The organism is Spiroplasma clarkii (genome assembly GCF_002795265.1).
GTDB lineage: Bacteria > Bacillota_I > Bacilli_A > Mycoplasmatales > Mycoplasmataceae > Spiroplasma_A > Spiroplasma_A clarkii.
On record NZ_CP024870.1, the window covers coordinates 499289 to 518748 of the forward strand.

Here is a 19460-nt window from a genome sequence, read left to right on the forward strand (position 1 = left end):
CACTCCCTTGTAATGATAATACAGCAAAAGGAGGAAAAAATAATGAAAAAGGTATTATTGGCATGTGCTGCTGGTTTAAGTACTTCAATGATGGTTGAAGCTATGAAAAAAGCAGCACTTGCTAAAGGATTAGAATTAGAAATTTGAGCTGAACCAGTTAATAGTGCCCTGCATAAAGTTGACCAAGTTGATGTGGTGCTTTTAGGTCCCCAAGTCAGGTATGAATTAGCAGCTTTTCAAAAGCAAGCCAAAGAAACAGTTGTTAAGGTTATTGATATGAAACATTACGGAATTATGAATGGGATGGCAGTTATTGAAAGTATTATGAGTGATTTAGGTTAATGTTTTTTACAAACAAAAAAACAGTTTCAGCACCAAATGCAAGTGTTGTTGAAGAGCTAAAAGCTTGTCATTCTCGTAAAAGTAGATTCAGTTTGGGGTATGAAATTGAAAGATGTTTTTATGCAATCATTAAATTGTCATTTAAAACTCTAAGAGGTGTTAATTGAAGAAAAATCACAGAAATGCAACCTCATACTGTTGTTAAATCAAAGACAGGTACAAGATTTGAAATTTCTTTATTAGAATTTCCTTATTTGTATGAACTTAAAAGTGAAAGCAATGGAGTAATCTATTGAACAAATTATGAATTAAGAAAAATTAAAGATAATAAAACTGAAATTATTATTACTGAAACTGTTAAGTTTAGTAGTGCTTTAAATGGATTTAGAGCAAATATTGGGAAAATGAACTTTAATAAAGAATTTGATAAAAAAGTTAAACAAATTACTTTAGCAATTTTTGAGGAGGTTAAAAATCTTGATGAATATTAGTTTTGAAAAGGATTTTGATCTAAAAATCCCAGTTTTAAAAAGTTCAAAATCAACTTTATTAATCAACCCAAGTTTTTCTAACTTAGAAATTACTTTGCATTTAAATACAAAATACAAAGCAAATGTTGCTGAAGTTTTTGAAGAATGCAAAGAAATTAAATTACCAACTCTTGAAAAAATTCAAATTGATCTTCAGGATTTTGACTCAGTTTTAAAACAAGAACTTCTAGTTCAAATTTTGTTTAATAATTATGGTACAAGGTATAGTAAAAAAACCTCAGCAAACCCAAAAACTCAAGTGATTTTTGTTGGTGGCATTAGTGCGGAACTACAAAATTTCTTAGCACTTTACCAAGCAGTTTATCAGGCAAAATACTTGGGTGATTTAGATTCACTTGATGATGGAACTCCAACTCAATTTTGTCAAAACTTTTTAAAACAATTACCAAAAAAACATAAAAATCTTTTGGTTAAAGTTTGAGATGCACAACAAATTCAACAATTGGGTTTAAACTTAATTTCTGCAGTAGGTGGATCTGGAAAAAACCCCCCAGTAGTTTTAGAAGTTTGTTTTAAAAATAATCCCTTAGAAAATAATTTTTTAGTATTAGTAGGTAAAGGAGTTACCTTTGATAGTGGGGGTTATGCTTTAAAAAATTCTACAGGTATTCGGACAATGAGATTAGATAAAAGTGGAGCTGCCAGTCTTTGTGGAGTTTTACAATACTTAGTTGAACAAGATGTTAAAGTCAATGTGGCTGCAGTACTGGTTTTAGCAGAAAATCTAATTGGTCAACAAGCACTATTGCCAAGTCAAGTAATTACTGCTTATAATCAAAAAACTGTTCAAGTAGATAATCCAGATGCAGAAGGTCGGCTACTATTGGGAGAAGGAATCAGTTATTTACAAGATCAGTATCCTTGTCAAACAGTAATTAGTGTGGCCACTTTAACTGGTGCTATTTGTACAACTTTGGGTAAATACATGACTGGGTTGTTTGCCACAGATCAAAAATGAGCCCATAACTTAAAAACAGCTTGTGATGCAGTTGGTGAAGAAGTGTGAATTTTACCAATTCATCGTCAAAATTACAAACAAATTCGCACAGCAACACTGGCTGATTTAACCAATGCTCCTGAGTCTGCAACTCACGGAGCAAGTTCACTCGGAGCTGCATTTGTTGCAGAATTTATTCAACCTCAAACTAGTTTATTACACTTTGATATTGGTGGAACTGGGGTTGAAGCCAATCGTGCCACAGGAGTTTTGGTGCGAGGCATTATAAATTTTATTAAAAATTATCAACTTGAAGGGAAGTGATAATATGAAAAAACCAAAAACACCAGAAATTAATCCTGAACCAACTAATGCTAATGTTGAAAAGAAAAGTTGGTTTAATGATAAACTAATGCCAGCAATGACAAAATTTGCTAGTCAAACTCATCTAACTTGCATTAGAGATGCTTTTGGGATACTAACTCCAATTATTATTGGAGGATCAATTTCATTTTTACTAGGGATCTTAATCTTTGGAGCTGGAGGCAATTTACAAACTTCATTATTAGGATTACTAGCCAAAGCTGCTGGAGCAGTTACTGTGGTCGGAGATTCAGGACATGGTACTAGTTGACAAATTAGTGGTGGGTGATTAATTGCCAACCAAATTGGAGAAAAAATCTTTCAAACAATTTTTGATTTTTCAATGGGAACCTTTGCTTTAATGATTGCAGTTATGTTAGGATATCTTTATGCTAAAAAAAGAGATTTAAAAAGTCCAATGTTTGTTGCAGTCTTTAATTTAGTAACTTTCTTAATTACAGCAGCTACATTTAGAGCTGAACAAGCACGCTTCAATTTCTTTTATGATTCAAAAGGAATGTTAGCAGCAATTATTCAAACATTTTTAGTAATTGAATTTTATCGAATTTTAGCAAATAATAAAAAAATGTTAATTAAAATGCCAAAACAAGTGCCCCCAATGGTGGCCACTGGGTTTTCATTGTTAATCCCTGTAGCATTAACTTTGATTTTGGTATCGTCAATTAATACTGCAGCTTGAGCAATTGGAGAATATGGAAATTATGATATTACCAGTAGTAGTGGAGCTGTTGTTTTGGCAAGAGGAGAATATGGCTTTGTGGGTCTTTTTTATAAAACCCTTTCAGCACCATTTACTGCCCTAATTTCAGGAAATGAAGTTGGGTTAGGTTTTGGACTATCATACCAATTCTTAATTGGTTTCTTCTGATTCTTTGGTCTAAATGGAAGTTCAGTTGTTAATGGAGCCTATTACCCATTCTTATTACAAATGTTTATGCAAAATGCAGATGCAGTTTCTCAATACAGTTATGCGGTTGCAGATGCACAAAACATGTTAAGTGTCATTAATATTCAATTTATTGAAAGTTATTCTCAAACTACAGGTTGAGGTCACACTGGAGCATTACTAATTGCTATTGGTATTTTTGGAAAAGCTCGTGAACAAAGAGAAGTGGCCAAAATTGCAGCAGTACCTGCTTGTTTTTCAATTAATGAACCAGTAACATTTGGAATTCCAATTATGTTACACCCAGTTTATGGGGTTGGTGCTATGTTTGCAATGCCAATTACTTTATTTATTGCCTGGCTAGTTGTGGGTCCAATTGGTATTGTAAGAAAATCTTACATTATGGTACCTTGAACTTTACCTCCAGGAATTGGAGCCTTATTATCAACCGGATTTGACTGGCGAGCTATGATTTTATCTTGGTTCTGTTTAGCAGTTATTTTTGTCTGGTACATTCCATTTGTTTTGATTGCCAATAAATATCAAGCAAACTTAAATATTAAAAGCTACATGGATACAGGTATGAGCAGAGATGCTGCATTGGCTCAAATTGCTCAAGATGAAGTTGACTACCAAGAACAAAAAAGACTTGCCAAAGAAGCAAAAATTGCTGCAAAAAAAGCAAAACTTGCTGAAAAACAAGAGTTTTTAAAACTACCAAAAGCAGAACAAGAGCAAATTTTACATAACAAAAAAATGCTAAAAATGGAAGCCAAAGCACTTGAAAAATTAGCTTCAATTAAAACTAGCAAAGCAACCTCAAAAACAATTTTAGTTGAAACCATTCCTTATGGAGGTTATAAAATTAGAATTGATGGTAAAACTGTTGCATCTGCTTTAAGTGATGAGAAAATGCGTGAAATTGTTGGCAAAATTTGTCAAGCAAATCAGCAAACTAGTTATACTTTAAAAAACATCAATGGTGAAACCACCATTGTGGAGCTTGATAGCTAATGAAATATGCAATGATTGGCACATGAAGAATGGCTTATGAAGCCATTGCAAACAATATTGACCAATTAAAACAAAGTACAGCTCCAGGAGCAGCACTGGTACAAGCTATTGTTGAAGTTGAAAACTATCCTTATTTTAAATCAGTGGGATATGGAGGACTACCCAATCAAGAGTGTGAAGTGGAGCTAGATGCTGCTTTTATGAATGGTTCAACCTTGGCAATTGGAGCAATTGGTGGGGTAAAAAATATTAAAAATCCTATCAAATTAGCTCATCATTTAAGTCAAGAAAAATTTAATAGTTTTTTAGTAGCAGCTGGAGCAGAAAAATATGCCCAACAACAAGGGTTTGAATTTACCAATATGTTAACAAAAAGAGCCCAACAACATTATCAAAAAAAATTAGACCTCTTAAGATCTGATCCAACTTTATCTCCATATGATGGTCATGATACTGTGGGAATGGTCAGTCTTGATAGTCAAAATAACTTGTGTGTAGGAACATCAACAAGTGGTTTGTTTATGAAAAAACCTGGACGAGTTGGAGATTCTCCAGTTATGGGCAGTGGATTTTATGCAGATAGTGAAGTTGGTGGGGCAGTGGCAACAGGTTTAGGTGAAGATATCTATAAAGGTTGTTTAAGTTTTTTAGTGGTTGAAAAACTGCGTCAAAACTTTGATGTTAAAACTGTGGTGCAAGAAGTTGTTAAAGAGTTTAACGACAAGTTAATTCAAAAATATGGAAAATGTGGACCCATCTCAATTGTTGCCTTAGACAAAAATGGTGAGTATGGAGTGGGTACAAATTGTGAGTTCTCTTTTGTTGTGGGAAACCACAACCAAGTTACCACCATTTATCTTGCTCAACCCAATGAAGATTTAACCAAACTAACAATTACCAAACCCTCACCAAAATGATTAGCAGATTATGATAGAGCCAGAAAAGAACCTATCAAATAATGGCAAAAATTGATTGAAATGAAATCAGCATGAACATGATTGCTTATTCAGGAGAAGCAAAATCTCTGGCAGTTTTTGCTATTGAAAAGGCTGAAAATAATCAGGTTTTAGCAGCTCTTCAAGATATCAAGGATGCTGAAGAACTGCTCATTAGTGCTGAAAAATTACATCTTGGTGTTATTGTTCAAGAAGCTCAGGGCATTAAGTTGGAATTTAAAATCCTCTTTATGCATGCTGAAGACCAAATGCTGAGTACTCAATTTTTTATCTTGACTGCTAAGAAGTTGATTAATTTACATCAAAAAGTTGGGGAACTAACTGCTAAACTAGCTAGTTAATTATTTTGTAAAGATTTTAAAAATAGATCAATTTAGATCTATTTTTTGTTTGCTACCAAGTTTGTACTTCCACCTTTTTCCGGACAAAAAATTAAATTACATTTATATTGAATGTAAAATAATATTGTTAGGAAAGAGGTTTTTTTATGGGACATTACTCAGCAAAGCAAAAAGAAAAAATAATTTTAAAATTTAGAGAGAGCAAGACAAAGGCCAAGAATTTTGTTAAAAGTTATGGCATCTCAGATCAAACACTTTTAAATTGGTGTAAAAAGTATGATCAATCTGGAATTGATGGTCTTGGGGCACCAAATTCAGCTGATAAAGAAGAACTAATAATTTTAAGAAATGAAGTTAAAGAACTGAAGAAGAAAAATGCCGAATTAGAAACTAGAAATGAAATGTGAAAAAGAATTGAGGCCCTGATAAGTAAAAAAAAGTAGTTAAATGGGAGCTTAATATAATTAAATGCTTAGTTGTTGAGGAATTTATCTACAATGAATTCAAAATACCTAAAAATGGCTTATTAAAAATTGCTCAACTTCCAAAAAGTACATACTATGAATGAGTGAAGCAAGGGAAACCTAGGGTAAGATATTATGATCATGATTTTTATTTAAATATTGAGCAGAGCTTTATTGATTCAGGAAAAACCTATGGTTGTAAAAGAATTGCAATAGATTTGCTCACTAAGGGGATAGCTAAGTCATCACATAAAAAAATATTGAGATACTTTAAAATGAGAAGCATCTCCACCAATAATCATGTGAAATGAAAAAATAAGGTAGCAAAACCTGAAAAGGTTGGTAAATACCCAAACTTGTTAACTGATCCTGAAAATTTTGATAAGTATGGTGATGTTTTTTCAGTAGACATAACAGAAAAGGAATTCAATGGTGAAAGATACTATACCTGTGGTTTTTATCATATTAAAATGAAAAAAATATTTGGTTTAGTAACAGAAAAAAATAAAGGGAATCAACTTGTAGAAAAATCATTTCTAAAAATGACTGATGAATTTGGTGTCTTCTTGCCAAACAGTGTAATACACTCAGATAATGGTTCTGAATTTAAAGCATATAATTATAAGTTGATGCTAATGTACTTTAATTTGATTCCAAGCATGTCAAGAATAGCCAAGTCTACAGATAATGGTTGGATTGAAGGGTTTTGATCAGTTTTTAAAAGAGAATGCTTAAAAGAAAATTACTGTTATAAAGGACTTGCTGAGTATCAGCTAAATGCAAGTTTATATCAAAAATTTTACAATTATGTGAGAATAAAGTTGTAAAATATGTGTGTCCGGAAAAAGGTTACCTGTCATTTGCTACCAAGTTCGAGTAATTGACCAATAATAAGTTAAACATATAGTTTGAAAAGTGTATAATATAAGTAGAAAGCAAGAAACTAGGTAGAGATTATGAGAACAAACCCCACTGTCGAAGAATATATTAATAAATTAAGTAAATTTCAAGCTGAATTTAAAGCTATGCGAGCACTGTTAATGGAATTTGAGTTAGATGAAGAATTTAAATGATGAACTCCAGTTTATGACTATAATGGTAAGAATGTAGTGATTTTAGGTAAGTTTAAAACTGAGTGTGTTTTTTCCTTTGTTAAAGGGAGTTTATTAAAAGATCCTTACCAAATTTTACAAGCACCAGGACCAAATGCTCAGGGTGGGAAAATTATAAGATTTGCAAATGTTGCTGAAATTGAAGCCTTAGCTGATAAGATTAAAGAGTATATTCAAGAAGCAATTGAAAATGAAAGATTGGGTTTAAAAATTGTTTACAAGGATTACCCACTTCCTGATGAACTTGTAGAAATTTTAGCATCAAACCCAGAACTAAGTGTTGCTTGAGACAAATTGACAAAGGGGCGTCAAAAAGGTTATGTTTTATATTTTTCATCAGCAAAACAATCTGCTACCCGAATTGCTAGAATTGAAAAAAATATTGACAAAATTCTTGCAGGAAAAGGAATGCATGATTAGAATTCTAGCTGATCATTAAAGATAAATTAGAAAATGATTTGAAAAAATGTTTTAAATTTCTTAAAACATTTTTTTATTTTTTGTTAAACTTAGATTATTGAACTATATCTGATCAAAAGAGTGCAAAGTATTTTTTCTTTATGATAAAGCATTTTTGAAAATTTTAATTTAGCTGCAAATTTTGTTATTTGTCAACGATTAATTAATTGTAGAACAGAATTGAACTACTTGTCTATAAAGTTTGCAAACAAAACTATGGGCAAATAATTTGAAAGGACATAATTAATTATGAGTCTAAAATTAAAAATAGGAGAAATATTCCTTATTATTACTGATGCAGATATCAAAATGCTATTTGAAAAATTAATCGGTAGGTTTGATGATATACTAGTTAAAGAGTACGAAAAACTTGAAAAAGTTTTAACTGGAAAGGAAAGAAAAATGTTTAAAAAAACTATTGATGCTACCAAAAGGGAGCTAAATGTTTTCAATTTTGCTGACATGCCATCAGACTGTCAAAAATTTGTTGATGAAGCAATTGAAAGAACTAAAAAAGTGATGGAAGAATTGATGTTTAAACAACTTCAATATTTTCAAAAACGTGAAGCAGAATTCAAAATACGTGAGGAATGATTTAAACAACGTGAAGCAGAATTTAAAGAACGCGAAGCAGAATTCAAACAACGTGAAGCAGAATTTAGAAAAAAGGAACTATTAATGCAGGCTGAAATAAATGAATTAAAACAGAAAGAAAAATCATTTAGGCAACGAGAAATAATAATGCAAGATCAAATTAGTCAATTAAAACAAGAAATTATGGAACTTAAAAGATTAATAAACTAGCCAAAAAATACTCAATCATTAGTTGAGTATTTTTTATTTAACTTTAAATGAAACCAAGTAAAAGCAAAATAGTCTATGCATTCTTTAAATATAATCAAGGGTTATTTGTGACAATCAGCAAATTTTATTTTTAACTGATGATAATTAATTATAGAGCAGAATTGAATTGCTTGCCTAAAAAATTTACAAACTAGACTTTAGACAAATTTTTCGAAAGTAATTTTAAGATGAATTTAAAATTAAAAATTGCAGAAGTTTTTCTTTTAATTGATAAGGATAGCATAAAAATGCAACTTGAAAAATTAATTGGTAGATATGACGATATACTAATTACAGAGTATGAAAGGCTTGAAAAAATCTTAACAGGAGAGGAAAAAAACATGTTTGGTAAAAATGTTGATTCAAATAAAAAAGAATTAAATGAATACAAATTTGAAGGAATACCACGAAGTTGTCAACCATTTGTTGATGCAGCAATTGCAAGCACTAAAAAAATGATGGAAGAATTAATGTTAAAACAATTTCAATATTTTCAAAAAAGAGAATCAATAATGCAGGCTGAAATAAATGAATTAAAACAGAGAGAAGAAGCATTTAGACAAAGAGAGCTAATAATGCAGGCTGAAATAAGTCAATTAAAGCAAGAAATTAAAGAACTTAAAAATTTAATAAACTAGTTATTATCTAAATACTCAATTGAGTATAAACACCATAACTTATTTAATAATTTAGAATAGAACTAGAATACAATTGATATCCCAAAAAAGAGATTATTTTAATAATCTCTTTTTTACTTTACATTTTCAGTTTAGTAATTTAAGTAAAAAAATGCCCTTTAGAAACAAAAGTCAGTAACTTTATTTGCAAATCTTGGCATTTACTTTTAAATGTAATCATTTAAAGTAGATAATAAGAGAATAATCGATATTATTTCAGAAATTTGCTTATTTTTTTTAAAGCATGGTAAGGCTAAATTATAGAATATTTTATTATTTTCATAAGCAAGATTAGGTTGATTTGAAATATTAATGCTCATAATTCTTTTATTAAATAATTCTTTAAGCAATGAGAAATACTTTTCAGATTCTCTTAAAATAATATTTATAAAAACATCATTTTGATCAAAATGATTTAACATTGTTTCATCCATATTACTAATATTTAAGATTTGAACATTACTTCTTTTGAAAACAAAATCTAAGATTGAAGTTGTAATCATTCCAGTTGATAAGACATCTGAAACAATGAAAATTCGGCGCTTAGTAATTAGCAATTCTCTTAGATCTAAAAAAATGTTATTAGAATTAAGTCACTCAGAGATAAGTTTGATATTCTTGATAGTACTAAACTCAATCTCATTGTCAAGATCATGTTTTTTTTGAATAAATTTCTCATTTTCAGTAAGTAAAGAGTAGTAAAATTCATTGAAATTTTTAAACCCAATTTTATTAATATACCTTGACAGGGTAGCTTTAGAACAATGGGTGTTTTCAACAATGTATTTATGGGTTCAGATTTTAATATTGTTAAGATCTGCAATTAAAAACTTTGAAATAATTGACTCTAATGTATCATCATTTGCATTAAGTTTAATTATTTTTTCAATAATTTTCATATTCTTAACTTCCATTCTATTTACATTATTATTTTATATTTATTTTATAGCTATTCTTAAAAATTGGAACATGTTTTGCTTAATAAAACTTGTTTCATTACAATTTATGCAATTATCAAAGTGAAAGGAGCATGTAATGAAAAAATTAAAAATTTGTACAGTTTGCGGTAATGGGTTAGGTTCATCGCTTGTCATTGAAATCAATGTCCAAAGAGTTATTGATGAAAATAACCTTAATGCAGATGTCGAACACAAAAATTTAAACTCATATACTCAAGAAAATGATTATGACATTGTGATTTGTGGTAGTGATTTAGCAGATCAAATTACAGTAGTATATGGGCACAAACTCACATTAACTAATTTAATTGATTTTGATGAAGTTAATGAAAAGATTTTATCTGTTTTACAGAATATAAAGGAGAAATAGTATGTGATTTGTAAATTTTCTTAAAGAATTTATTGGAGCACCTGCCATCTTACTTGGTTTATTTGCCTTATTGGGTTGTATTTTACAAAAAAAAGGCTTCACTCAAACCTTAACTGCCACTTTAAAAACTATTATTGGTTTTGTAGTAATGCAAGCAGGGGCTGCAATTTTAACTCTAACTTTAACAAATTTAAGTATTTTATTTCAAGAACTATTTGGCTTAACTGGAGCAATACCTTTAAATGAAGCTACTGCTGCAATTTTAGCAGAAATTACCCCTAAAATTGTTGCCATTGGTTCATTAATAATGATTTTTGCAATGCTAGTCAATATTTTATTAGCTAAATTTTCAAGATTTAAATACATTTATTTATCAGGACATTGTTTATTTTACATGTCAGTTATGTTAGCTGGAACTGCAAGTATGGTGGGAATTTTAAATATTAACACTATTGAAGGTTACATCATGGCAGTAGTTACTGGAGCATTATGTATGGGAATTTATATGACTTTACAACCAGCTATGTTACAAAAAAGAACAAAACAAATTACCAATTCAGATAAATTAGCTTTGGCTCACACTGGTGCTTTTGGTTACTTGTTATCTGCAAACATTGGTGAATTAATTTACAAAATTAGAAAAGGTAAAGTAAAATCTACTGAATCAATTAAATTCCCCAAAGGATTGGCAATTTTTAGAAACACAACAATTGCTATTGCTATCTTAATGTTTATTATTTACATGGCAATTTATATTCCAGTTGGAATTAAATATGAATTAGGAAAAATAGAACCTGGTGCTGCTTATAGTATTTTAAGTAGTGGAAACTGACTGGTTAATGGAATGATTGGGGGAATTCAATTTGCTGCAGCAGTAGAAATTATCTTATTAGGGGTAAGAACTTTTATTGCAGAAATTGTCCCAGCTTTTAAAGGGGTTTCACAAAGAATGATCAAAGACTCAAAACCAGGAGTTGACTGTCCAGTAGTATTTCCTTATGCACCCAATGCAGTTATTATTGGCTTTATTTCAGCATTTGCTGGTGCACTTGTTGCAATGGGAATTTCTTTTGCCATTGGTTTTCAAGTAGAAGCAATTGTTTATATTGTTTTACCTTCAATTATGAACATCTTTTTCCAAGGTGGAACTTCAGCAGTATACGGAAATATTAAAGGTGGAATTTTAGGGGCCATCATTGGACCATTTATTCAAAGTATCATTTTCCACTTAGTGCCAATTATTTTTCTAGCAGCAAAATGATTACCCGAAGTTAGCGATGCTTCAACTCTAAATCAAGTTGGTTGAGGCGATACTGACTACTTACTTGGAGCTTTTAGTGCTATTTTTGGATTTATGGGAACAGCTGGTGGTTATGTTTACCTAGGAGTTTTAGCAGCAGTAGTTGTCGGACTAATTGTTGATGGAACTATTAAAGATAAAAAAATTAAAAAATTAAGTTTAACAGCAGAAACTAGTGCAGAAATTAAAACTGAAAAAATAACTAAAGCTGCCAAATCAAAAGAAGAACAAATAAAAGGGGAAGTTAAAAATGAGTAATTTTGAAATATTTTCACCATGTGATTTGAAAATATTGTCTACCACTATTCATAAAGTAACTAATAAAACTATTTTAAAAATTGTTTTTACACCTTTAAATGAAAAATTTCAAATTCCACTTGATGGAGTAGTTAGTGTTATTAAACCTTTTAACTATTATTATGAAATTTCAAATAAAAAAAATAATGTCTCAGTCAACTTAACAATTGGTGAAGAATCAGAACAAGCCTTTGGAGTCGGTTTTGACATGAAAGTTGTGGTGGGTCAACCAGTTTCGGTTGGAGATCGGCTACTAACAATTGATAAAGAGGAACTGGCAAACAGTATTAAGTCATTGAATTCAATTCTTGAAATAATTGTTGACGATGATTTAAAGATTGACTTTGCCAAACTTAAATTACAAAAAGAATATTTAAGTGGAGAACAAATTATATAAGGGGGAAAATTATGCCATTAGTAACCACAAAAGAAATACTAACCAAAGCTGTGGCACAAAATTATGCAGTGCCACATATTAATATTTCAAATCTAGAACACTTTGACACCATTTTAAGCACAGCAGCAAAACTAAAATCACCAATAATTGTGGCTTTTACCACAGGATTAATTAAGTATTATGGTGATGAAATTTTAGAAGGACTTTGCAGTGCAGCTAGTAAAAAGTATCAAATTCCATTTGCTGTTCATTTAGACCATCACAAAGACCCAAAAGATATTTTTACAAGAATTAAAAAAAATAAATACATAACTTCAGTTATGATTGATGCATCACTTGTTGACTTTGAAAAAAATGTTGCAATCACAAAAGATGTGGTTGAGTTTTGTTCAAAAAAAGGAATAAGTGTTGAAGCAGAACTTGGAGCAATCCAAGGAACTGAAGATGATCATTCTAGTGCTGATGCTTTTTATACAGATCCAAATTTGGCAATTGAATTTATTAAGCAAACAAAAATTGATGCCCTAGCAATTTCCATTGGAACAGTTCATGGTTGTGTCACAAAACTTGCACCAAGTTTGGATTTAAAAAGACTTGAACAATTAAGAAAAACTACAACAATCCCTTTGGTCTTGCATGGTTGTTCAGGTTTAAATGATGAACAAATAAAAACTGTTGTTAGCAAAGGGATTGCTAAAATAAATATTGCCACAGAATTTAAAGTGGTCTTCCATGATGGCTTGGTAAAGTATTTACATGAACATCCAACTGAAACTGATTCAAGATTATTTTTTGGTGCAGCAAATAAAAATGTTAAAAATCTTTTAGAGTCAAAAATAAAATTATTTAATTCTGAAAATAAAGGTTAATGAAATATTTATTTAAAAATTTTTCAAGAACAATTAATCGTGACCAAGCTCTGAAAGAAATTGCCAACCTAATTACAGATTCAGAAGTGATAAATTCAAATATTGTTGATGGGTTTATTAAACGAGAAGAAATTATTTCAACTGGAATTGGAAATCAAATTGCCATTCCCCATTGTCAAGTTGCTGGAATCACTGATGACTACTTAGTTTTTTTAAAAGTTAAAAAGCAAATTGATTGAAATAGTCTTGATGAAAAGCCAGTAGAATACATTTTTGGAATTGTTACTCAAGAAAATAGTGATAAGCATTTAGAGATTATTGCTTTCATTTCAAATCTATTAATTGATGCTGCTGTCAAATCTAAAATCATCAATGTGAAATCTCAAAAAGATTTTGTTAAACTCATTTTAGATTTTAAAAATGAAAAACAAAATTTAGAAATGCAATTAGAAGAGAAAACAACTTTGCAAGTAAACAACTATGACATTGTAGCAATAACTTGTTGTCCAAGTGGATTGGCTCATACTTTTATTGCTGAAAAAATTTTATACAACTATGGCAGAGAAGAAAATTTAAAAGTAAAAGTTGAAACAAGAGGAAGAGATGGTATTCAAAATAAACTTACCAAAGATGATGTTAAGAATGCAAAAATATTTATCCAAGCAATTGATAGACCAGTAGTTTTAGAAGAGTATTACAATTTAAACAAAAATATTATTAAAACTTCAACAGTCAATGTTGTAAATAACCTAAAGAAAGTAATTTCAAATCAAAGAAAAAATAAATCAATTATTACTGGTACAGAATTTTATACAGCATTTGTGGGAACTACAATAAATCTTAGCTTTGCAATAAAGTTAATTATGCTAGTTTTGGGGCTATTATCATTTTTGAAATGATATTTAAATGTTGAAATTATTAAATTTGAATCTTTAAATTTATTACTTCAAACAAGTGCAGCAATATTAATTGCTATTTATTCGAGTTATATTCTTGCAAGCCTTTTTGGAGAAACAAAATTTTGAGTAACTTTAATTGCTTTTATCCCATCAATATTTAAACTAACCTCAATCACAGCAATTTGTGGATCATTTATCTACATTACTGTTGGCTTAATGATTTATTTTCAAATTTGTAAATTGACTTTAAATAAAATTAATAAGCAAATTTTAAAGAAAAATCTAATTATGATTGCTGACGGTTTAGTTTTAGTAATAATCTTTTTAACAAATTATTTATACTTACTAGATTATTTAAAACACATTGATTGGGTTGTGTTTAAAACATTTGCCTACTTAAATCAACACTGGTACATCAATCAAATCTTAGTATTTTTATTATTAGTTTTATATACCATTGATTTAGGAGGTAAAATTAATAAAGTAAGTATGATGTTGTGTTACAATTTGATCTTATTTAGTTTAAGCCAAGGTCTTTTGGCAATCTATTTATATTCAGGTACAGTACTATTATTTGCTCCAACTTTTCCAAATCTTGTTTATGGAATATCTGCATTAATTAATAAAGATAAAAAATACTTTAAAATATTAATGAAAGATACTTTATTACCAAAAACTGAGAGTTGTCAAAATTATCTTCAAAAAAATGGTAAGGTTGTTCTCTTGTCATTAATTTTAACCTACCTATTAATGTCATTTGGAATCTGCTATTTAAAAATTCAGTACTTTATTTTCTTGAGTTCTCCTTTAGGAGCATTAATTGGATTTTTATATCAACCTGTCTTGTTTTGGGGAGTAGCATATTTGTGTGTCTTATTTGGTACAGTAGCTTTTGGGGTCTTAGTAAATGAAATTATACTTAAATTTCAAGGAGGTTATAAAAATGAACAAATTAGTGGATAAACAACTATTTACATTTGTTAGTGAAAAACTTGGTTGAGAAGAAGCAATTGGTAAGGGAGTGGAGTTATTGGTTAAAAACAATGTTTGCACCCAAGAACTTTTAAAACAAATTGTTGAATCAACCAAAAAGTTTGGACCATATTATGTTTTAAGTGACAAGATTGCCTTGGCACATGCAGCTCCTGGTAAGTTTTGTTTAAAACCTCAGTTAGCATTAGTTTACTTAAAAGAGGAAACTTTCCTTTTGGATTCAGATAAACACCCAGTTAAAGCAATGTTTGTGCTATCTGCACCAGACACTGATTCACATTTAAGTATATTAAAGAGCTTCGCCACTGCGTTTTCAGACAAAATAATTCGAGAAAAATTTATTAATTTAGAGTCTGCTGAAGAGGTATTAAAATTAATGTTTTCAGAATAGAGATATTGATAGAAAAGTATATTTAATTTAAAAAACTCTTAAAGTAAGAGTTTTTTATTTGAGTATAATTGGTTATTTTAGCAAAAAATTATTTTTTTTGATACTTAGTATTTGAAATTAACACTAATATATGTTATATTTATTTTGTTATTAAAAAAGGGGATAAAATGAAAAAATTATTAGGAATCTTATCAATTTTGAGTCTGGCCACAATTTCAGCATCAACAACTATTTCTTGCGGATTAAAAGGAAATGAAAATAATGGTCACATTGACGACAATGAAAATGTCAATGATATTGGTAATGGTGAAGACACAGATAGTGGCTCAGGAATTGATGACAACGATGATGATGACACCGATAATGGTGAAGACAATGAGAATATAGAAGACGGTGAAGACACAGAAGACAATGAGAATACAGAAGATGGTGAAGACATAGAAGACAATGAGAATACAGAAGACGGTGAAGACACAGACAATGAAAACACCAATGATGGTGCTGATGATTTTGAAAAAGCAGTTGAAGATTTTCAAGATAAAGGATCTGAAAGTCTTTTAAATGGTGATAGTGAAGCCACATGAATTGATGCTGGTGATTTAGGTTATGAAGTAAATGATTACTACAAAATGTTTGAATTATATAACAAACAAATAAGAGTTGCTAAATTAGATGATTTTTATAGTAGTGATGAGTTTAAAAACATAATTCAAGACCTAAAGGGTGACTTTTTTTCAGATTTTACCAATGTTTCTATTGACTTAAGTAATATGAATCTTGTTGGTGAAGAGGTTTTAGCAAAATACCAACCACAAAATCTACCAGATGTATTTTTTAAAAATACAGAAGCTAATGTTTTAGAAACAAAACATGCAGTTTTAAGAGAAATACATGAAGATGGCAGTGATATAACTTTTAAATCAGGAGTTCAAAAAGTAAATAATCAAATTTTTGATTATTTAGATCAAAATATTTCTCAAATGTACAATGACTTTGAGACAAACTTTTCACAAAAATTACAAGGTAAGGATTATAGAGGCAATTATGCTAAAATTGATAATTTTTTAATGGGTGAAGCAACTCTTGGGGGCATAAAAATAACTACTGATAAGTTTATAACTACGATAAATGACTTTAAAATTAATTATATTTTTTCATTATCTGGAGAAGAACTATTACCATCAACAAATCTTGTAAACTCATATTTAGGAGAAGCTATTTACAAAAACATAATTGCAGGAATATCATCATTTCAATCAAACTTGGGGGTTGAAGCACCAAAAATAACAACAAGTTATGAGATTCCTCTGGCTTTTAGTGGAATTAATCAACAAACTGGTTTAGATTTATGACAAGATATTAAAGATAATGCCTTTTATTCAGTAGTTAGCTCTAATGGTGATGAATGTTGAACATATAGTAATGATAATTATCCAAAATTGGGTAGTATCCTTTCATTAACAATTTCAGGTGCCAATGAATCTAGACAAGAGTTACTAAAAATAGGATATCAAGGAAATTATTCATTAGAACTTTGCTCATTTGATAGCAGTGGTACATTTATTTTTAGAGAAAATTTGGCTATAAAATTTTCAACAATATTTGTGGAAAATGGCCTTGAGAAATCAGGATGAGAAGTGCCAAATGATCAAAACCCTTATGAATATGCAGGGCTACAAATTCAATTTAATTTTATGAATATTGCTTTTGGATTTGAAGAGTTTTCAAATAACGCTAATGCAATAGGGAAATATTTTATGAATAATACAAGAATTTAATACAAACCCCCAAGAGAATCTTGGGGGTTTTTAGTTATTTTGTCAAATTCTAATTTATAACTATATTAGTAATTATGTGTCAATTACATGAAGGATTTTAAATTAATCATTAATTACTAGGCTTTGTAGAATTTTTCTTGGTATATTTATAGAGCAATCAGTGATAAAAAGGCACATTGGCATATATTTTTTTAAGTGTGTCCTAAAGGTTAAGACAGTTTTAGTGTTATATATTATTTTCATAGACTTAAAATATAATTTTAAAGTGTACTTCCACCTTTTTCCGGACAAAAAATTAAATTACATTTATATTGAATGTAAAATAATATTGTTAGGAAAGAGGTTTTTTTATGGGACATTACTCAGCAAAGCAAAAAGAAAAAATAATTTTAAAATTTAGAGAGAGCAAGACAAAGGCCAAGAATTTTGTTAAAAGTTATGGCATCTCAGATCAAACACTTTTAAATTGGTGTAAAAAGTATGATCAATCTGGAATTGATGGTCTTGGGGCACCAAATTCAGCTGATAAAGAAGAACTAATAATTTTAAGAAATGAAGTTAAAGAACTGAAGAAGAAAAATGCCGAATTAGAAACTAGAAATGAAATGCAAAAAAGAATTGAGGCCCTGATAAGTAAAAAAAAGTAGTTAAATGGGAGCTTAATATAATTAAATGCTTAGTTGTTGAGGAATTTATCTACAATGAATTCAAAATACCTAAAAATGGCTTATTAAAAATTGCTCAACTTCCAAAAAGTACATACTATGAATGAGTGAAGCAAGGGAAACCTAGGGTAAGATATTATGATCATGATTTTTATTTAAATATTGAGCAGAGCTTTATTGATTCAGGAAAAACCTATGGTTGTAAAAGAATTGCAATAGATTTGCTCACTAAGGGGATAGCTAAGTCATCACATAAAAAAATATTGAGATACTTTAAAATGAGAAGCATCTCCACCAATAATCATGTGAAATGAAAAAATAAGGTAGCAAAACCTGAAAAGGTTGGTAAATACCCAAACTTGTTAACTGATCCTGAAAATTTTGATAAGTATGGTGATGTTTTTTCAGTAGACATAACAGAAAAGGAATTCAATGGTGAAAGATACTATACCTGTGGTTTTTATCATATTAAAATGAAAAAAATATTTGGTTTAGTAACAGAAAAAAATAAAGGGAATCAACTTGTAGAAAAATCATTTCTAAAAATGACTGATGAATTTGGTGTCTTCTTGCCAAACAGTGTAATACACTCAGATAATGGTTCTGAATTTAAAGCATATAATTATAAGTTGATGCTAATGTACTTTAATTTGATTCCAAGCATGTCAAGAATAGCCAAGTCTACAGATAATGGTTGGATTGAAGGGTTTTGATCAGTTTTTAAAAGAGAATGCTTAAAAGAAAATTACTGTTATAAAGGACTTGCTGAGTATCAGCTAAATGCAAGTTTATATCAAAAATTTTACAATTATGTGAGAATAAAGTTGTAAAATATGTGTGTCCGGAAAAAGGTTACCTGTCAATATAATTTTAAAGTAAAAAAATTTTTAAAGTTTCAACATATAAGTTGAAAATATTGTAAACTATACTTATACAATAGATATTTAAGTTCTAAAATTTAAATATGCTTATATAAAAAATTTGAAAATTGATTTAATGAAACAAATCATATTTTTTTTAAATAAGTTTAGAAAGGACATGAATTAATGTGTGCATAAAATTAGATAAAAAAATAAAGTTAAAGTCAAAAAGCTCTCAAGAATTAGATTTACATATAAGTACAAATATTACCTATATATATGGAAGTAATGGTTCAGGCAAAACCACAATTTCTCAACAATTAGACAATATTTCCGAATTAGAAAATAGCAATGTTGGTGAGATATTTTTTACATTTAGTGAAAACTACATAAATAGTGTTATCTTAAATTTTAAAGAAGATGGAACTATAAAAATTCCTGCAAAATTACAAGAAATAAAAAGTAGATTTTTTGTTAATGAAGATTTAAAAAAAATAGGTGTTGCAAAGGATAAAATTTATGAGATAGGTATTGATAAAGATGCTTTTATTAATGCCTTTAATGAATGAAAAAATGCAAGCACTTTTAATGAATTGAAAAACTTGACGAAGATAAATTTGGAAGTAATAAGAGAGTTAGAAAATAACTTATTAGAAGAAATGAAAAAAAATTTAAGTCTAATATTTCAAAGCAAAATGCATATGGCAATGTAAAAA

Annotated in this window: 22 protein-coding genes; 21 read left to right on the top strand and 1 reads right to left on the bottom strand. The window is 29.3% G+C overall.

From position 1 onward, the window contains the following. Window positions 1–42: 42 nt before the first annotated feature. The 11 genes from SCLAR_RS02200 (at window position 43) to SCLAR_RS02250 (ending at window position 8927) form a co-directional block, all read left to right on the top strand. Window positions 43–342, top strand: coding sequence for a PTS sugar transporter subunit IIB (locus SCLAR_RS02200; protein WP_100254319.1), 300 nt, complete (start codon window positions 43–45; stop codon window positions 340–342). Beyond that, the gene (locus tag SCLAR_RS02205; protein ID WP_100254320.1) at window positions 342–833 is read left to right on the top strand and encodes a DUF3284 domain-containing protein; all 492 of its coding nucleotides are present in this window, start codon (window positions 342–344) and stop codon (window positions 831–833) included. The genes SCLAR_RS02200 and SCLAR_RS02205 overlap by 1 nt, the downstream gene beginning before the upstream one ends. Continuing rightward, window positions 823–2157: a M17 family metallopeptidase gene (locus tag SCLAR_RS02210; protein ID WP_100254321.1), complete on the top strand. Its 1335-nt coding sequence runs from the start codon at window positions 823–825 to the stop codon at window positions 2155–2157. Before SCLAR_RS02205 ends, SCLAR_RS02210 begins: the two co-directional genes overlap by 11 nt. A 1-nt stretch (window position 2158) precedes the next feature. Next, window positions 2159–4114, top strand: a complete 1956-nt coding sequence (locus SCLAR_RS02215) for a PTS sugar transporter subunit IIC (RefSeq protein WP_100254322.1) — start codon at window positions 2159–2161, stop codon at window positions 4112–4114. Further along, entirely contained in the window at window positions 4114–5073 is a 960-nt protein-coding gene (locus SCLAR_RS02220) for a glycosylasparaginase (RefSeq protein WP_100254323.1), read from the top strand. The genes SCLAR_RS02215 and SCLAR_RS02220 overlap by 1 nt, the downstream gene beginning before the upstream one ends. Beyond that, a complete protein-coding gene (locus SCLAR_RS02225) occupies window positions 5073–5411 on the top strand; it encodes a PTS sugar transporter subunit IIA (RefSeq protein WP_100254324.1) in 339 nt (112 codons plus the stop codon). Before SCLAR_RS02220 ends, SCLAR_RS02225 begins: the two co-directional genes overlap by 1 nt. A gap of 146 nt (window positions 5412–5557) precedes the next feature. Further along, complete coding sequence (locus tag SCLAR_RS02230; RefSeq protein WP_100254044.1) at window positions 5558–5854, top strand: transposase; 297 nt, start codon at window positions 5558–5560, stop codon at window positions 5852–5854. A 125-nt stretch (window positions 5855–5979) separates the two neighbouring features. After that, window positions 5980–6702, top strand: coding sequence for a DDE-type integrase/transposase/recombinase (locus tag SCLAR_RS02235; protein WP_146637825.1), 723 nt, complete (start codon window positions 5980–5982; stop codon window positions 6700–6702). 129 nt (window positions 6703–6831) lie between these two features. Next, entirely contained in the window at window positions 6832–7407 is a 576-nt protein-coding gene (locus SCLAR_RS02240) for a YdeI/OmpD-associated family protein (protein ID WP_100254325.1), read from the top strand. Between the two features lie 288 nt (window positions 7408–7695). Further along, the gene (locus SCLAR_RS02245; protein ID WP_100254326.1) at window positions 7696–8250 is read left to right on the top strand and encodes a hypothetical protein; all 555 of its coding nucleotides are present in this window, start codon (window positions 7696–7698) and stop codon (window positions 8248–8250) included. Between the two features lie 227 nt (window positions 8251–8477). Beyond that, entirely contained in the window at window positions 8478–8927 is a 450-nt protein-coding gene (locus SCLAR_RS02250) for a hypothetical protein (protein WP_100254327.1), read from the top strand. A gap of 206 nt (window positions 8928–9133) precedes the next feature. On the opposite strand, the gene SCLAR_RS02255 is transcribed toward SCLAR_RS02250, so the two are convergent. Continuing rightward, complete coding sequence (locus SCLAR_RS02255) at window positions 9134–9865, bottom strand: MurR/RpiR family transcriptional regulator (RefSeq protein WP_100254328.1); 732 nt, start codon at window positions 9863–9865, stop codon at window positions 9134–9136. A 136-nt stretch (window positions 9866–10001) separates the two neighbouring features. Between SCLAR_RS02255 and SCLAR_RS02260 the strand changes: the two genes are divergently transcribed. The 10 genes from SCLAR_RS02260 to SCLAR_RS02305 all read left to right on the top strand — a co-directional run bounded on the left by SCLAR_RS02260 (window position 10002) and on the right by SCLAR_RS02305 (window position 19457). Continuing rightward, complete coding sequence (locus SCLAR_RS02260; RefSeq protein ID WP_100254329.1) at window positions 10002–10295, top strand: PTS sugar transporter subunit IIB; 294 nt, start codon at window positions 10002–10004, stop codon at window positions 10293–10295. A 1-nt stretch (window position 10296) separates the two neighbouring features. Beyond that, the gene (locus SCLAR_RS02265; RefSeq protein ID WP_100254330.1) at window positions 10297–11853 is read left to right on the top strand and encodes a PTS ascorbate transporter subunit IIC; all 1557 of its coding nucleotides are present in this window, start codon (window positions 10297–10299) and stop codon (window positions 11851–11853) included. Next, on the top strand, window positions 11846–12289 hold the full coding sequence (locus SCLAR_RS02270; RefSeq protein WP_100254331.1) for a PTS glucose transporter subunit IIA: 444 nt from the start codon (window positions 11846–11848) through the stop codon (window positions 12287–12289). The genes SCLAR_RS02265 and SCLAR_RS02270 overlap by 8 nt, the downstream gene beginning before the upstream one ends. 11 nt (window positions 12290–12300) lie before the next feature. Further along, window positions 12301–13158 (top strand): class II fructose-bisphosphate aldolase, encoded by an 858-nt coding sequence (locus SCLAR_RS02275; RefSeq protein WP_100254332.1) that lies wholly within the window; start codon window positions 12301–12303, stop codon window positions 13156–13158. Further along, window positions 13158–15020 (top strand): fructose PTS transporter subunit IIB, encoded by a 1863-nt coding sequence (locus tag SCLAR_RS02280; protein WP_100254333.1) that lies wholly within the window; start codon window positions 13158–13160, stop codon window positions 15018–15020. The genes SCLAR_RS02275 and SCLAR_RS02280 overlap by 1 nt, the downstream gene beginning before the upstream one ends. Next, on the top strand, window positions 15001–15441 hold the full coding sequence (locus tag SCLAR_RS02285; RefSeq protein WP_157795128.1) for a PTS sugar transporter subunit IIA: 441 nt from the start codon (window positions 15001–15003) through the stop codon (window positions 15439–15441). The genes SCLAR_RS02280 and SCLAR_RS02285 overlap by 20 nt, the downstream gene beginning before the upstream one ends. Before the next feature lie 167 nt (window positions 15442–15608). After that, entirely contained in the window at window positions 15609–17219 is a 1611-nt protein-coding gene (locus tag SCLAR_RS02290) for a hypothetical protein (RefSeq protein WP_100254335.1), read from the top strand. A gap of 350 nt (window positions 17220–17569) precedes the next feature. Then, window positions 17570–17866: a transposase gene (locus SCLAR_RS02295; RefSeq protein ID WP_100254336.1), complete on the top strand. Its 297-nt coding sequence runs from the start codon at window positions 17570–17572 to the stop codon at window positions 17864–17866. Between the two features lie 125 nt (window positions 17867–17991). Beyond that, the gene (locus tag SCLAR_RS02300) at window positions 17992–18714 is read left to right on the top strand and encodes a DDE-type integrase/transposase/recombinase (RefSeq protein ID WP_146637825.1); all 723 of its coding nucleotides are present in this window, start codon (window positions 17992–17994) and stop codon (window positions 18712–18714) included. Window positions 18715–18932: 218 nt separating this feature from the next. After that, the gene (locus tag SCLAR_RS02305; RefSeq protein WP_100254337.1) at window positions 18933–19457 is read left to right on the top strand and encodes a P-loop NTPase family protein; all 525 of its coding nucleotides are present in this window, start codon (window positions 18933–18935) and stop codon (window positions 19455–19457) included. Window positions 19458–19460 lie beyond the last annotated feature (3 nt).